Origin of the sequence: Streptomonospora nanhaiensis, from assembly GCF_013410565.1 — a bacterium.
Taxonomy (GTDB): Bacteria; Actinomycetota; Actinomycetes; order Streptosporangiales; family Streptosporangiaceae; genus Streptomonospora; species Streptomonospora nanhaiensis.
On the sequence record NZ_JACCFO010000001.1, the window covers coordinates 1 to 15,374 of the forward strand.

Genomic DNA, 15,374 nt, shown 5'->3' on the forward strand with positions numbered 1-15,374 from the left:
CGGCGACGCCGCGTTCGCCGTCGCCGACGTCGACTGGCGGCGGTTCGTCACCGCCTTCACCGCCGCCCGGCCCACCACCCTGCTCGACGACCTTCCCGAGGCGCGCCGCGCCGCCGAGGAGGCCGCGGGAGCGGCGCCCCCGGCCGGGACCGACCCGGCCGCCGACCTGCGGCGCCGCCTGGCCGCGGTCCCGCCGCCCGAGCGCGACCGCCTCACCCGCGCGCTGGTGCGCGAGCACACGGCGGCGGTGCTCGGCCACGCCGCGCCCGAGGCGGTGGACGAGGCGCGGCCCTTCACCGACCTCGGCCTGGACTCGGTGATGGCCGTGGAACTGCGCAACCGCCTCGGGGCGGCGACCGGGCTGGCGCTGCCGGTCTCGCTGGCGTTCGACCACCCCACCGTGGCGGCCGTCGCGGCGCACCTGCGCACCGGGCTGGGCGCGGAGGGCGGCGCCGAGGAGCCTCCCGGGTCGGCCGAACTCGCCGCCCTGGAGGCCGTGCTCCCGGGCCTGGACCCCGCCGCCCTGCGGGCCGCCGGCGCCGCCGCGCGGCTGCGCGCGCTGCTGCGGGCCTGCGAGCCCGAGCCCGCCGGCCGCCCGGACGCCGACGTCTCCCTGGAGGACGCCACGCCCGACGAGGTGTTCGCCCTGATCGACGACGAACTCGACGACCGCCGAACCTGACCGCACGCCGCGCCGCCGTCCGCGCGGCCACTCCGCAGTTATGGGGCCTTGATGACCGAGCCGAGCACCACCGAGCGCAAGCTGTTCGACTACCTCAAGCGGGTCACGGCCGACCTGCGCGAGACCCGGCGGCGGCTGCGGGCGGCCGAGGCCGCCGCGCACGAGCCGGTCGCGATCGTCGGCATCGGGTGCCGCTTCCCCGGGGGGATCACGGCGCCGGAGGGGCTGTGGGAGTTCGTCGCGGCCGGCGGCGACGCCACCTCGGAGTTCCCCGCCGACCGGGGGTGGGACCTGGCGGCGCTCTACGACCCCGAGCGGGTCCGCCCCCACACCGGCTACACCCGCCGGGGCGCCTTCCTGGAGGGGGCCGCCGGTTTCGACGCGGGGTTCTTCGGGGTGAGTCCGCGTGAGGCGCTGGCGATGGATCCGCAGCAGCGGGTGGTGCTGGAGACGGTGTGGGAGGCGCTGGAGCGGGCGGGGATCGAGCCGGGGAGCCTGCGGGGCAGCCGCACCGCCACCTACCTCGGCATGACCGGCACCGGCTACCTGGCGGACGCCGTCCACCCGCCGCGCGGCACCGAGGGCTACGTGATCACGGGGACGGCGGCGAGCGTGGTGTCGGGCCGGGTGGCCTACGCGCTGGGACTCAACAGGGCGGCCCTGACGATCGACACGGCGTGTTCGTCGTCGTTGGTGGCGGTGCATGAGGCGGTGATGGCGCTGCGTCGGGGGGAGTGCGATGTGGCGTTGGCGGGGGGTGTGTCGGTGATGGGGTCGCCGGGGGTGTTTGTGGAGTTCGCGCGGCAGGGCGGGTTGTCGGCGGATGGGCGGTGCCGGTCGTTTGGGGCGGGGGCCGATGGCACGGGGTTCGGTGAGGGTGTGGGGGTGGTGGTGCTGGAGCGGTTGTCCGATGCCCTGGAGCGGGGGCGGTGTGTGTGGGGGGTGGTGCGGGGGTGTGCGGTGAACTCGGATGGGGCGAGTAACGGGTTGGCGGCTCCGTCCGGTGGGGCGCAGGAGGCGGTGGTGCGGGCGGCGTTGGCCGATGCGGGGGTGGAGGCGTCGGTGGTGGGTGTGGTGGAGGGGCATGGGACGGGGACGGTGTTGGGTGATCCGGTGGAGGCGGGGGCGCTGGGTGCGGTGTATGGGCGTGCGGGTGGTGTGGTGGTGGGGTCGGTGAAGGCCAACATCGCTCATGCGCAGGCGGCGGCGGGGGTGGCGGGGCTGGTGAACCTGGTCGGAATCGTCGGCCGAGGCGTCATCCCGCGTCTGGTGGGTGCCGAGAAGGGCGGCTCGAAGCTCGTCGACTGGAAGGCCCTCGGCCTGGAACTCGCCATCGACGGCCCCCGCCCCTGGGCGGTCGCCGAAGGGCCCCGGATCGGCGCGGTGTCGTCGTTCGGCATCAGCGGCACCAACGCCCACCTCATCCTGGAGCAGCCCCCCGCCGATCACACCTACGACTTCGGCCCGCCCGCCGCATCCGGGGCAACGCGTTCGGCCCTGCCCGATCACGGCGCGCCGCGGCTGGCCACCGCCCAGGCCGCCGCCCTCCGGCCATCGGGCGCGGCCGGTCCCGCCGGGACGGCCGCGCGGGGAACCGCCCTCGCCGACTCCCGCGAAGACCCCGAGCCCGGATCCGCCGCCCCCTGCGGGGAACGCCTGGGCGGGCGGGCCCCGGCCGCCGTGGGGACCGAGGACACCGGCCGCCCCACGGCGTCGACCGCCGCCGCGACGGCGTCCGCGCCGGTGTCCGCGACCGCCACAGCCGAGCGGCCCTCACGCGCGCCGGTGCCCGACGCCGCCCCCGCCCGCCACCCCGTATTCGGAACCGGTGCGCCGACCCCGCCGTGGCCGGTCTCCGCGCGTTCGGAGGCGGCGCTGGCCGGGCAGGCGCGGCGGCTGCTGGCGCACCTGGAGGCCCGGCCCGACCTCTCGCCCCACGACGTGGGGTTCTCACTGGCCACCACGCGCACCCACTTCGAGCACCGGGCGGCCGTGCTGCCCGACGAGCACGGCGACCACCGCCCCGGCCTGGCCGCCCTCGCCGACGGCACGCCCCACCCCGCCGTGCTGCGGGGCGTGGCCCCCGCCCCGGGGGAGCCCGCCGCCACCGTGTTCGTCTTCCCCGGCCAGGGCGCGCAGTGGCCCGGCATGGCCGCCGACCTCCTCGGCTCTTCCCCGGTCTTCGCCGACGCGGTGGCGGCCTGCGAGCGCGCGCTGGCCCCGCACCTGGACTGGTCGCTGGGCGACGTGCTGCGCGGCGCGCCCGGCGCCCCCGCCCTGGACCGGGTGGAGGTGCTGCAACCCGCCCTGTTCGCGATGATGGTGGGCCTCGCGGAGGTGTGGCGCTCCCTGGGGGTGCGCCCCGACGCCGTGGTGGGCCACTCCCAGGGCGAGATCGCCGCCGCTTACACCGCCGGAGCCCTCACCCTGGAGGACGCCGCGCGCGTCATCGCGCTGCGCAGCCGCCTGGCCGCGCCGCTCGCCCGCACCAGCGGCCTGCTCGTCGTCGCGCTGCCCGCCGAGGACGCGGCCGCCCGCCTCCGCCCCTGGGGCGACCGGCTCACCGTCGCGGCCGTCAACAGCCCCGAGGCCGTCGTGGTCGCCGGCGACCGGGCGGCCCTCGGTGAGCTGGCGGCGGCCTGCGCCGCCGAGGACGTGGACACCCGCGAGGTCGGCTCGGCCTTCGCCTCCCACTCGCCCCACGTCGAGCCGGTGCGGCGCCCGCTGCTGGACGCGCTGGCCGGGATCGCCCCGCGCCCGGCGGACGTCCCGTTCCTCTCCACGGTCGAGGGCGCGGCCGTCGACGGCTCCGCCCTCGGCCCCGACTACTGGTACGCCAACCTGCGCCGGCCGGTCCTGTTCGCGTCCGCCGTGCGCGCCGCCGCCGGCCTCGGCCGCGCCGTGTTCGTCGAGGTCAGCCCGCACCCCGTGCTGCGCACCGCCCTCGTGCGGACCCTGGAGGCCGCCGACCGTGAGGACGCGGCCGGGCGGGTCGTCGCCACCCTGCGCCGGGGCGAGGGCGGCCCGGCCGCCTTCACCGCCTCCCTCGCCGACGCCTACGTCCACGGGGCCGCACCGTCGTGGCGCGCCGTGTACTCCGGGCGCCCGGTCGGCACCGTGCACCTGCCCACCTACGCCTTCCAGCACCGCCGCTACTGGGCGGCGCCGACGGCGGGCGCGGACGCCTCGGCGGCCGGGCTCGACACCGAGGCCCACCCGCTGCTGGGCGCCGCCGTCACCGACGCGGACACCGGCGGACTCCTGCTGACCGGCGAGATCGCCCCGCACCGGCTGCCGTGGCTCGCCGACCACGCCGTGGCCGGCACGGCGCTGCTGCCGGGCGCCGCGCTGGCCGACCTCGCGCTGCACGCCGGCGACCGCGCCGAATGCCCGCGCGTGGCCGAACTGGCCATGCTCGCACCTGTTCGGCTGCCCGCCCCCGGCGGCAGGCTCCAGGTGCAGGTCAGGGTGGGACCGCCGGACGGCGACGGGCACCGGCCGGTGCGGGTGCACAGCAGACCCCGTGCCGGCGGCACGGGCGAGGGGGAACCGGCGGGGGAGTGGACCTTGCACGCCGAAGGCGTGCTCGCCCCCGAGGCCCCGGAGGCGGGGGAGCGCCCGGCCGCCCCCGCCCCCTGGCCGCCCGCCGGGGCCGTCCCGCTCCCGCTGGAGGGCTGCTACGACCGCCTGGCCCGGCGCGGCTACCACTACGGCGCCGCCTTCCAGGGACTGCGCGCCGCCTGGCGCCACGGGGACGACCTCTACGCCGAGGTGGCCCTGCACGCCGACCGCCGCCCCGAGGCCGCCGCCTTCGCCCTCCACCCCGCCCTCCTCGACGCCGCCCTGCACCCGCTCCTGCTCGCTGAGAACGGCACGGCCGACGCCCGTGCCCGCGAATCCGCCACGGCTGCCGGAGCGACGGCGCGAACGGCTGGGGCGCCGGCGGCTGAGGGGACGCCTTCGGCGGACGCGATCCCGCCCGGGGACGAGCGGACGGCACAGACGCGCCGCACAGCGCAGGCCGGGACCGAGACGGCGGGACCGGACACGGAACCGGTCGCGGGCACGGCGGCCGGTCGGGTGCCGGAGGGCAGCGGTGCGGCGGGAACGGCATCCGCCGAGCCCGCTGTCGGCGAGCCCCGGGGGTCCGGGGGAGGTCCGGCCCCGCGATCCGACGCGTCCGCGCGGTTTTCGTGTGCGGGCGGGACGGCGTCCGCCGAGGCGGGTGCCCCCGTGCCGAGCGCGGCGGTGCGGGGTGGGGAGGCCGCCGAGGCCGGTCCGGCGCGTCCGGTCGTGCGCATGCCCTTCGCGTGGGAGGGGGTGCGCCTGCACGCCGCCGACGCGGTGGCCCTGCGGGTGCGGCTGTCTCCGGTCGGCGACGGCGCGGTGCGCCTGGAGGCGTTCGACGCCGACGGGGCGCCGGTCGTCACCGTCGATGCGCTGACCTCCCGCCCGTTCACGGGGGCGGGGGACGGCGGCGCCGCGTTCGGCGGTTCGCTCTTCCGGGTGGACTGGGTGTCCGTCGGCCTGCCCGAGCCGTGGCCCGCGCGGGAGTGCGCGTGCGTGGGCACCGCTCCCGAGGGTCTTGACCCCGGCATCGAACGCTACCCCGACCTCGCCGCGCTCCGCGAGGCCGTCGACGGCGGACGGCCGGTGCCGAGCAGGGTGCTGCTCGCGCCCGCGCCCCGCGCCGTTGATGCGGAGGACGCCCGCGCGGTCCTGCACCGCGCCACCGCCGCCGTCCGGGCCTGGCTCGCCGACGACCGGTTCGCCGACTCCGTCCTCGCCGTTCTCACCCGCGCCGCCGCCCCCATCACCGTGCCCGCCCCCAACCCCGCCTTGCCGCCGCCCGGCGGCCCGGACCCCCTGGACGGCCACGTGCCGGGCACGTCGCCGGCGGAAGTCACGGCCATCGGCGAGACCGCTCCGCACCCCCGCGCGACCGGCGCCGAAACCCGCGACCCCGCACGTCCCGAGACCGCAACCCTTCACGGTCCCGCCCGTGACGGCTCGGGCCGCACGGCCGGTCCGCTGAGCCCTGCTGGTCCCGGGACCGGCGGCCCCGCCGCGGTCAGCTCAGGCGAGGACCCCATTGGCGGTCCCGTCAGCGGGGACGCGGTCGCCGGCGTCCGGGTTTCCGAGTGGGGGGACCCTCGTGGCTCCGATCGCGGCGGGCCGGGCGCTCCGGCCGAACCGCCGAGCACCCCAGCCGCCGAGTACGAAGAGGATGAGGGCCGCCGCGACCCCGCGGGCTCCCCGCGGGCCGACGGGACCCCCGCCGCCCCGGCTTCCCGCCGCGCGGGCGAACGAACCCCGGACGCCCCGGTATCGGAGGCGCGCCCCACCGCTGACCCCGGGGGCGGGCCGCTCGACCTGGGCGGGGCCTGCGTGTGGGGGCTGGTGCGGGCGGCGCAGAACGAGCACCCCGGGCGGTTCCTGCTGGTGGACCTGCCTCCCGCCGCCTCCGGTGGGGGCGCGCCGCTCGACCCGGTGCCGCTGCTGCGCGCCCTCGCCTCCGACGAACCCCGCCTCGCCGTGCGGGGCTCCCGGCTGCTCGCGCCGCGCGTGGTCGGCGCCGCCTCCGGCGGCCGCCTCCTGCCTCCCGAAGGCGCGGCCCCCTGGCGCGTGGAACCCCTCGGCGACGGCACCATGCGGCTGCGCGCGGTCCCCAACCCCGCCGCCACGCGCCCGCTGCGCCCCGGCGAGGTGCGGGTCTCCGTGCGCGCCGCCGGGCTGAACTTCCGCGACGTGCTGCTGGCCCTGGGCGTGTTCGCCCGCCGCCACGACTACGGCGCCGAGTGCGCCGGCGTCGTCACCGAGACCGGTCCGGGCGTCACCGACCTCGTCCCCGGCGACCGGGTGGCCGGCATCATGCACGGCTCCTTCGGCACCGACGGCGTCGCCGACCGCCGACTGCTGGCCCGCGTACCCGCCGGCTGGACCGACGTCCAGGCCGCCGCCGCCCCCGTCGCCTACCTCACCGCCTACCACGCCCTCGTAGACCTGGCCGCCCTCCGCCCCGGCGAGAAGGTGCTCGTCCACGCCGCCGCCGGCGGGGTCGGCCTCGCCGCCGTCCACCTCGCCCGCCATCTCGGCGCCGAGGTCTACGGCACGGCCAGCCCCGCCAAGTGGCCGCTGCTGCGCGCCGCCGGGCTGGCCGCGGACCGCCTCGCCACCTCCCGCACCCTCGACTACGCCGACCGCTTCGCCCGCGCGACCGGCGGCACCGGCGTCGACGTCGTGCTCAACGCCCTCACCGGCGACCACGTCGACGCCTCGCTCGGCCTGCTCGCCCCCGGCGGCCGCTTCGTCGAGATCGGCGCCACCGACGTGCGCCGCCCCGAAGACGTCGCCGCCGCCCACCCCCACGCCACCTACCGCGCCTTCCAACTCGACGCCCTGCCCCCCGAACGCCTCCAGGCCCTGCTCCGCGAGGTCTTCGCGCTCCTCGACTCCGGCGCCCTGCGCCACCTGCCCGCCACCGCCTGGCCGCTGCACCGCGCCCACGACGCCTTCCGCCTCCTCCAGCAGGGCCGCAACACCGGCAAGCTCCTGCTGCGGCCCCCGGCGCCGCTCCACCCCCGGGGCACCGTCTTCATCACCGGCGGCACCGGCCGCCTCGGCGCCCTCACCGCCCGCCACCTCGTCCGCCGCCACGGCGTGCGCCGCCTGGTGCTGGCGGGCCGGCGCGGCCCCGACGCGCCCGGCGCCGACCGGCTGGCCGCCGAACTGACCGCCCTCGGCGCCGAGGTCGAGGTGCGGGCCTGCGACGCCGCCGACGCCGACGCGCTCGCCGACCTGCTCGCCGCCGTCCCCGCCGACCGCCCCCTGACCGCCGTCGTCCACGCGGCCGGCGCCCTCGCCGACTCCGTGGTGGCCGACCTCACCCCCGACCGCCTCGACCGCGTCCTCGCCGCCAAGGCCCGCGCCGCCTGGAACCTGCACACCCTCACCCGCGACCGCGCCCTCGCCGCGTTCGTGCTCTACTCCTCGGCCGCCGCCGTGCTCGGCCCGCCCGGCCAGGCCGGCTACGCCGCCGCCAACGCCTACCTCGACGCCCTCGCCGAGCACCGGCACGCCCTCGGCCTGCCCGCCGCCTCGGTGGCCTGGGGCCTGTGGGCCGAGCGCAGCGCGCTGACCGCCGGGCTGGGCGACGCCGACATGGCGCGTATGCGCCGCCTGGGCGTGGCCGGTCCGCTGGCCACCGAGCGCGCCCTGGCCCTGCTGGACACCGCCCTGGCCGCCGGCGCGCCGCACCTGCTGGCCCTGCCGGTGGACACCGCCGGGCTGCGCGCGGCGGCGCGGCGCACCGGCGCGGTGCCGCCGCTGTTCCGCGCCCTGGTGCGGGCGCCCCGGCGCGGTGCCGCCTGCGGGGCCGAGCCCGCCGCCCCGGCCGAGGACGCCCGGAGCGCCCTGGCCGCCCGCGCGCCCGGACAGCGCCGCGCGGCGCTGCTCGACCTGGTCCGCCGCGCGGCAGCCGCCGTGCTGGGCCACCCCGACACCGCCGCCGTCGGCCCCGACCACCGGTTCCTGGAACTGGGGGTCGACTCGCTGACGGCCGTCGAACTGCGCAACCGGCTGGCGGCCGCCACCGGCCTGCGGCTGCCCGCCGGGCTGGTGTTCCGCCGTACCACGCCCGCCGCCCTGGCCGCCCACCTCGCCGACCTGATGGCCGCCTCCGGCCCCCCATCCGGCGCACCGATCGATCACCGGACGGCCGAGGGCGCCGACCCCGCCCCGCCCGCCCGCCCCGCCGAATCCGCCGCCCTCCCCGACGCCCCCGGCCCGGTCCCGTCCGAGCCGCCCGGCGCGGGCGCCTCCGGAGCCGCCGACGCCGTATCGCCCGCCGGCCCCGCCGCCCCCGGCGCACCCCCCGGCGCCCCCGCGCCCCCCGCGGACGGCGGCGACGAGGGCGTGGTGGCCCTGTTCCGCCGCTCCTGCGCCACCGGCCGCACCGCCCAGGGCCTGGACCTGCTGCGCGCCGCCGCCCGGCTGCGCCCGATCTTCGAGACCGCCGCCGACCTGGGCGCCCCGCCCGCCCCCGTCCGCCTGGCCCCGCCCGCGCCCGGCCGCCCGCGCCTGGTCTGCCTGCCGTCCCTGGTGATGATCTCCGGCGCCCACGAGTACGCGCGCTTCGCCGCCGCGCTGCGCGGCCGCCACGAGGTCGCCGTCCTGCCGCACCCGGGCTTCGCGGCGGGCGAGCCCCTGCCCGGCGATGTCGCGGCCGTGGTGGACGTGCAGGCCGACGCGGTCCTGCGCGCCTGCGGCGCCGAACCCGCCGTGCTGGTCGGCCGCTCCTCGGGCGGCTGGATCGCCCACGCCGTCGCCGAGCGGCTGGAGCGGCGCGGCCACCGCCCCGCCGGCCTCGTCCTGCTGGACACCCCGCTGCCGGACGCACCGGTCCTGCTGCCCGTCATCGAGACCGGGATCATGGCCCGCGACACCGAACTGGGCCTGGCCGACGCCGCACGCGCCACCGCCATGGCCGCCTACCTGGACCTGTTCGCGGCGTGGGCGCCGCGCAAGGTCGGCGCCCCCACGGCCCAGGTCCGCCCCGCCGACCCGGTGCCCGACCGCCGGGGCGCGCCCCAGGACCCCGCGCTGTGGCGCTTGCCCTGGCCGCTGCCCCACGACACCGTGGAGGTCCCCGGCGACCACCTCACCATGCTGGAGGCCCACGCCGAGTCCACCGCCGCGGCCGTGGCGGCGTGGGCCGCCGGCCCGGGCCCGGGCGCGGGAGGCGGAGAGCCGCCTGCGGACGGCACTGCCCGCCGCCCGTAGGCTGTGCGCCATGACGCGCTTGGTCTGGGACATGGACGGCACGCTGCTCGACTCCACGGAGGTGGTGCCGGACGCGTTCGTCGCGACCGTCCGCGACCTCGGCGGTACGGACGTGGACCGCGAGAAGGTCGTCGCGGCCTACTCGCTCGGCGTGCCCGAGGTGATGCTCCGGCACCTGCTCGGCCGGCCCCTCGACGACGGCGAGGCCGACCTCTACTACGACCGCCTGCTCGACAGCAGCGTCGCGCCCTACGACGGCGTGCCGGACACCCTGGCCGCGCTCCGCGAGCACGGCCTCCCGGTGGCCGTCTTCACCGGCGCCAGCAGCCGTGCGGCGCGGACGATGCTGGCCTCCGCAGGCATCCGCCACGACATCCTGGTCGGCGGGGACCACATCGCCCGCCCCAAGCCCGCCCCGGACGGTGTCCTGGAGGCGGCGAAACGGCTGGCGGCCGATCCGGCCGAGGTCGTCTACATCGGCGACGCGCCCACCGACCTCCAGGCGGCGCGCTCGGCCGGAGCGCGCGGCGCGGCGGCCACCTGGGGGCACCTCTACCGCGCCGACGAGCCCGCCCACGTGCGCCTGTCCCGGCCGGAGGACGCGTTGGCGCTGCTGGCCGCACGGGACGACCGCTAGGCCCGCGGAAGGGGCGCGGCGCGGCGGCGAGCGGGCCGCCGGTGCCCACCGCACCGGCGGCCCTCCAGCGCCCGGCGGCTCCCGGCCGGGTCGGCGGGTGCCGGTCCCGGTGTCAGTCCCAGTCCAGGCCGCCGCCCGACTGGTACTCGATCACCCGCGTCTCGAAGAAGTTCTTCTCCTTCTTCAGGTCCATCAGCTCCGACATCCACGGGAACGGGTTCTCCGCCTGGTCGAACAGCGGCGCCAGGCCGATCTGCTCGGCGCGGCGGTCGGTGATGAACCGCATGTACTCCTCGCACAGCGCGGCGTTGAGCCCCAGAATCCCGCGCGGCATGGTCTCGCGGCCGTAGGCCACCTCCAGTTCGCACGCCTCGGCGAGCATGGTGCGCACCTCGTCCTGGAACTCCGGGGTCCACAGGTGCGGGTTCTCGATCTTGATCTGGTTGATCACGTCGATGCCGAAGTTCAGGTGGATCGACTCGTCGCGCAGGATGTACTGGTACTGCTCGGCGATCCCCACCATCTTGTTGCGCCGCCCCAGCGACAGGATCTGGGCGAACCCGGTGTAGAACCACATCCCCTCGAACACCACGTAGAAGGCCACCAGGTCGCGCAGGAACGCCTGGTCGGCCTCCGGCGTGCCGGTGGCGAAGTCGGGGTCCTCCAGGTTGCGGGTGTAGCGCAGCGCCCAGGCGTCCTTCTCGGTGATCGAGGGGACCTCCCGGTACATGTTGAACAGCTCGCCCTCGTCCAGCCCCAGGCTCTCGCAGATGTACTGGAAGGTGTGGGTGTGCACCGCCTCCTCGAACGCCTGGCGCAGCAGGTACTGGCGGCACTCGGGGTTGGTGAGGTGGCGGTAGACCGCCAGGACGACGTTGTTGGCCACCAGCGACTCCGCCGTGGCGAAGAACCCCAGGTTGCGCTTGATCATCAGCCGCTCGTCGGCGCTGAGCCCGTCGGGGGACTTCCACAGCGCGATGTCGGCCTGCATGGCCACCTCGCTGGGCATCCAGTGGTTGTTGCAGCCGGCCAGGTACTTCTCCCACGCCCAGTGGTACTTCAGCGGCAGCAGTTGGTTGACGTCGGCGCGGGCGTTGATCATCGCCTTGTCGCCGACGCTGACCCGCGCGGCGGCGCGGTCGATCTCGCCCAGGCCGGTGGCGGGGGTCTCGTGCGTGCTCGTCATCGGTCGGTGTCTTCCTCGGTCGGACTGTGAGTCGGTGGTCGGACGGCGGGGCGGGGGTGCGGCGCGCGCCGCACCCCCGCGCGGGCTACTGGCAGGCCTCGCACTCGGGGTCGTCGATCGCGCAGGCCGCGCCCTCGGCCGGCACCGGGCCGGGGGAGGGCGCGGGCGCGGCGGCGGGCGCGGCCGACACCGCGTTCAGCCGCCCGTCGGTGCCCTTGAGCGTGCTCTTCTCCACGTGCGTGGCGCTCTGCGACCGCAGGTAGTAGGTGGTCTTCAGGCCCGAGCGCCAGGCGCGCCGGTACAGCGCGTCGAGGCGGCGCCCGCTGGGCTCGGCCATGTAGAGGTTGAGCGACTGCGCCTGGTCGATCCACTTCTGCCGCCGCGACGCCGCGTCCACCAGCCACTCCGGGGCGATCTCGAACGCGGTGGCGTACAGCTCCTTGAGGTCGGCCGGCACCCGGTCGATCCGGCCCAGGCTGCCGTCGTGCAGCTTCAGCGCGGCCACCATCTCCTCGTCCCACAGCCCGCGCTCCTTGAGGTCGCGCACCAGGAACGGGTTGACCACGGTGAAGTCGCCCGACATGTTCGACTTCACATACAGGTTGCGGTACAGCGGCTCGATGGACTGCCCCACGCCGGTGATGTTGGCGATGGTGGCGGTGGGCGCGATCGCCATCACGTTGGAGTTGCGCATCCCGGCCCGGACCCGCTCGCGCAGCCCCGACCAGTCCAGCCGCGCGGTGCGGTCGACGTCGAGGTCGCCCCCGCGCGCCTCCTCCAGTTCGGCCAGCGAGTCGATCGGCAGCACGCCCCGGCTCCACAGCGAGCCCTCGAAGGTGGCGTAGGCGCCGCGCTCGGCGGCCAGGTCGGCCGAGGCGCTGATGGCGTGGTAGGAGATCAGCTCCATGCTCTCGTCGGCGAACTCCACGGCCTCGGGCGAGGCCACCGGCAGCCGCAGCGTGAACAGGGCGTCCTGGTAGCCCATCAGGCCCAGCCCGATCGGGCGGTGGCGCATGTTGGCCCGCTCGGCCTCGGGGATGGTGTAGAGGTTCACGTCGATGACGTTGTCCAGCATCCGCACCGCCGTGCGCACCGTGCGCTCCAGCCGCGCGGTGTCCAGCCCCTCGGGCGTGACGTGCCGGGCCAGGTTGACCGACCCCAGGTTGCACACCGCCACCTCCTCGGCGCTGGTGTTCAGGGTGATCTCGGTGCACAGGTTGGAGGAGTGCACCACCCCGGTGTGGCGCTGCGGCGAGCGCAGGTTGCAGGGGTCCTTGAAGGTGATCCAGGGGTGGCCGGTCTCGAACAGCATCGTCAGCATCCGCCGCCACAGGTCGACGGCGCGCACCCGCCGCCACACCGCGATCTGCCCGGCCTGCGCCGCGCGCTCGTAGTGCTCGTAGCGCTCGGCGAACTCCGCGCCGTAGAGGTCGTGCAGGTCGGGCACCTCGTCGGGGGAGAACAGCGTCCACTCCGCGTCGGCCTCCACCCGGCGCAGGAACAGGTCGGGCACCCAGTTGGCGGTGTTCATGTCGTGGGTGCGGCGCCGCTCGTCGCCGGTGTTCTTGCGCAGGTCGAGGAACTCCTCGATGTCGATGTGCCAGGTCTCCAGGTAGGCGCACACCGCGCCCTTGCGCTTGCCGCCCTGGTTGACCGCCACGGCGGTGTCGTTGGCGATCTTGAGGAACGGCACCACGCCCTGGCTGGAGCCGTTGGTGCCGCGGATGTGGGCGCCGATCCCGCGCACCGGGGTCCAGTCGTTGCCCAGGCCGCCGGAGTACTTCGACAGCAGCGCGTTGTTGCTGATGGAGTGGAAGATCGACTTCAGGTCGTCCTCCACCGTCGTCAGGAAGCACGACGACAGCTGCGGCCGGGGCGTGCCGGAGTTGAACAGGGTCGGCGTGGAGCACATGAAGTCGAACGAGGACAGCAGGTCGTAGAACTCCACCGCGCGCGCCTCGCGGTCGTCCTCGCCCAGGGCCAGCCCCATGGCGATCCGCATGAAGAACGCCTGCGGCAGCTCGTAGCGGGTGCCCCGGTGGTGCAGGAAGTAGCGGTCGTAGAGGGTCTGCAACCCCAGCAGCGTGAACTCCAGGTCGCGCTCGGGCCGCAGCGCGGCGCCCAGCCGCTCCAGGTCGAAGTCGGCCAGGCGCGGGTCGAGCTGGCCCAGCTCCACCCCGCGCGCCACGTAGGCCGCCAGGTAGCCCGGGTAGCGCGCGGGCATGTCGTCCTGCCCGGCGGTGTCGGGGTGCCCGGAGACGAAGCTCAGCGCCTCGCGGCGCAGGGTGTCCAGCAGCAGCCGCGCCGCCACCCGCGAGTACACCGGGTCGGCCTCAACGAACGCGCGGGCGGCCATCACCAGCGCCTCGTCCACCTCGGCCGCGCTGATGCCGGGGTAGAGGGCGCGCCGCGCCTCGGCTACCACCGGTCCGGGATCGGCCCCGGGCAGACCGGCGCACGCCATCGCCACGGCCGCCGCCACCCGCTGACCGGGCTCGGCCCGGTCGGCGGCGGCGGAGGATGCGGCGGGCAGTGCGGTGTCGAGGGTCATGGATGGCTCCAACCTGGTTAGACGCTGATCCGGTGGGACCGGCGGGGGTCGGAGCGCACGCGTCCGCACGGCCGCCCGGGAAGGGAGACCCGCCCAGGGCACGGCGGACGAGCACGGCGGCCCGCCCGCGAGGCCCCGTTGCGGTGCGCGCCGGTTTGCGCGCACACCGGTGGCAGGTCTTCGGACTCGCGGGCTCAGGGCGGACAGTCCAGCGCCCCTCCTACGGCCGCCGCTTCCCAGCGCGCGAGGCGCCAGTGCGTCATGGCGGCGTTCGGCGGCGTCCGCCCGCCCCCGTGGGGTGCGCGCGGCGCCGTTTCCCGCATACCGCTGCGGGGCAGTCCCGGATTCGCACCGGGTTCCCTCTTGCCTCACCGGGGTGTGCGCCCCGATGAACCACCAGCGCCCGAGATACTACATGTTGTGCCTGGGGTTCGCGACAACCGCAATCCATGGAGTGTCGGGGTGGAATCCGGGGGCGGGGGAGTGGTAGGAGGGCAGCCCGAAGGCGCGGACGGCGGCCCCGCCCGCGCCCGTGCCCGCGCGCACCTAGTCGGGGTCCGGGGCCTCCCCGCCGCGGGCGGCCGCCGCGCCGCCGGAGGCCTCCGGGCCGGAGGGCGCCTCGGCGGCGCGGGGGGCGCCCGGCCGCCGGGTGGCCCCGGCGCTGGCCGCCACCACGCAGCCGATCGCCAGCCACTGCCAGCCCGACAGCCACTGGCCCAGCAGCACCATGCCCACCAGCGCCGCCACCGCCGGCTCCAGGCTCATCAGGATTCCGAACACCCGGGGCGGCATCCGGCGCAGCGCCTGCAACTCCAGCGTGTAGGGCACCACCGACGACAGCAGCCCGATCGCCAGCCCCAGCAGCAGCATCCCGGGGTCCAGCAGGGCGGTGCCGCCCTCGGCGATCCCGGCCGGGGCCACCAGCACCGCGGCCACCACGCCGGCCACGGCCAGCCCCGACATGCCGGAGAACCTGCGCCCGGTCGCGGCGCTGAGCAGGATGTAGGCCGCCCACATGGCCCCGGCCAGCAGCGCGAACAGCACTCCGGCCGGCGAGACCGCGCCGTCGCTGCGGCCCAGCAGCAGCACGCCGGTCCCGGCCAGCGCCACCCACACCAGGTCCACGCGCCGCCGCGACCCCGCCACGGCCACCGCCAGCGGGCCCAGGAACTCGATGGTGACCGCGATCCCCATGGGGATGCGCGCGAACGCCTGGTAGATGGCGAAGTTCATCACGCCCAGGCTGACCCCGAAGCCCGCGGCCACCAGCCAGTCGCTCCGGCTGCGCCCGCGCAGCGACGGCCGCGCCAGCGCCAGCAGCACCAGCCCGGAGGCCAGCAGCCGCAGCCACACCACGGCGCTGGGCGGCAGCACCTCGAACATCCGCCCGGCCAGCCCGGCACCGGCCTGCAGCGACACGATCCCCACCAGCACCAGCCAGGTGGGCGGCACGGAGTCCCCGGCGGTCCTCAGCAGGGCCGCCCAGCCGGGCGCCCCCCGCCACATCGGATCATTGGATGAACCCACCGCCGCGCTC

Annotated in this window: 6 protein-coding genes and 1 riboswitch; of the genes, 3 read left to right on the forward strand and 3 right to left on the reverse strand. The window is 77.0% G+C overall.

Annotation, left to right across the window (positions count from 1 at the left end; translation table 11 throughout):
- From HNR12_RS00005 to HNR12_RS00015, 3 genes are all read left to right on the forward strand, one after another.
- The coding region (locus tag HNR12_RS00005; RefSeq protein WP_218901813.1) for an acyl carrier protein at positions 1–682 on the forward strand (682 nt) is incomplete at its 5' end.
- 51 nt (positions 683–733) lie between these two features.
- Positions 734–9,463, forward strand: coding sequence for a type I polyketide synthase (locus HNR12_RS00010; protein ID WP_179765518.1), 8,730 nt, complete (start codon positions 734–736; stop codon positions 9,461–9,463).
- 10 nt (positions 9,464–9,473) lie between these two features.
- Complete coding sequence (locus tag HNR12_RS00015; protein ID WP_179765519.1) at positions 9,474–10,100, forward strand: HAD family hydrolase; 627 nt, start codon at positions 9,474–9,476, stop codon at positions 10,098–10,100.
- A gap of 112 nt (positions 10,101–10,212) precedes the next feature.
- On the opposite strand, the gene HNR12_RS00020 is transcribed toward HNR12_RS00015, so the two are convergent.
- The 3 genes from HNR12_RS00020 to HNR12_RS00030 all read right to left on the reverse strand — a co-directional run bounded on the left by HNR12_RS00020 (position 10,213) and on the right by HNR12_RS00030 (position 15,343).
- Positions 10,213–11,286 carry a ribonucleotide-diphosphate reductase subunit beta gene (locus HNR12_RS00020; protein ID WP_179765520.1) on the reverse strand — a complete coding sequence of 358 codons (1,074 nt, stop codon included), beginning with the start codon at positions 11,284–11,286 and terminating at the stop codon, positions 10,213–10,215.
- An 85-nt stretch (positions 11,287–11,371) separates the two neighbouring features.
- Positions 11,372–13,837, reverse strand: a complete 2,466-nt coding sequence (locus HNR12_RS00025; RefSeq protein ID WP_179765521.1) for a ribonucleoside-diphosphate reductase subunit alpha — start codon at positions 13,835–13,837, stop codon at positions 11,372–11,374.
- 154 nt (positions 13,838–13,991) lie between these two features.
- Positions 13,992–14,250: riboswitch (cobalamin riboswitch) on the reverse strand.
- A gap of 133 nt (positions 14,251–14,383) precedes the next feature.
- A complete protein-coding gene (locus tag HNR12_RS00030; RefSeq protein WP_179765522.1) occupies positions 14,384–15,343 on the reverse strand; it encodes an EamA family transporter in 960 nt (319 codons plus the stop codon).
- Positions 15,344–15,374 lie beyond the last annotated feature (31 nt).

What these genes read in the sequence shown, in the direction of transcription:
- HNR12_RS00010 (WP_179765518.1), top strand. Translation starts at nt 734, where the DNA reads ATGACCGAGCCGAGCACCACCGAGCGCAAGCTGTTCGACTACCTCAAG.
- HNR12_RS00015 (WP_179765519.1), top strand. Translation starts at nt 9,474, where the DNA reads ATGACGCGCTTGGTCTGGGACATGGACGGCACGCTGCTCGACTCCACG.
- HNR12_RS00020 (WP_179765520.1), bottom strand. Translation starts at nt 11,286, where the DNA reads ATGACGAGCACGCACGAGACCCCCGCCACCGGCCTGGGCGAGATCGAC.
- HNR12_RS00025 (WP_179765521.1), bottom strand. Translation starts at nt 13,837, where the DNA reads ATGACCCTCGACACCGCACTGCCCGCCGCATCCTCCGCCGCCGCCGAC.
- HNR12_RS00030 (WP_179765522.1), bottom strand. Translation starts at nt 15,343, where the DNA reads ATGTGGCGGGGGGCGCCCGGCTGGGCGGCCCTGCTGAGGACCGCCGGG.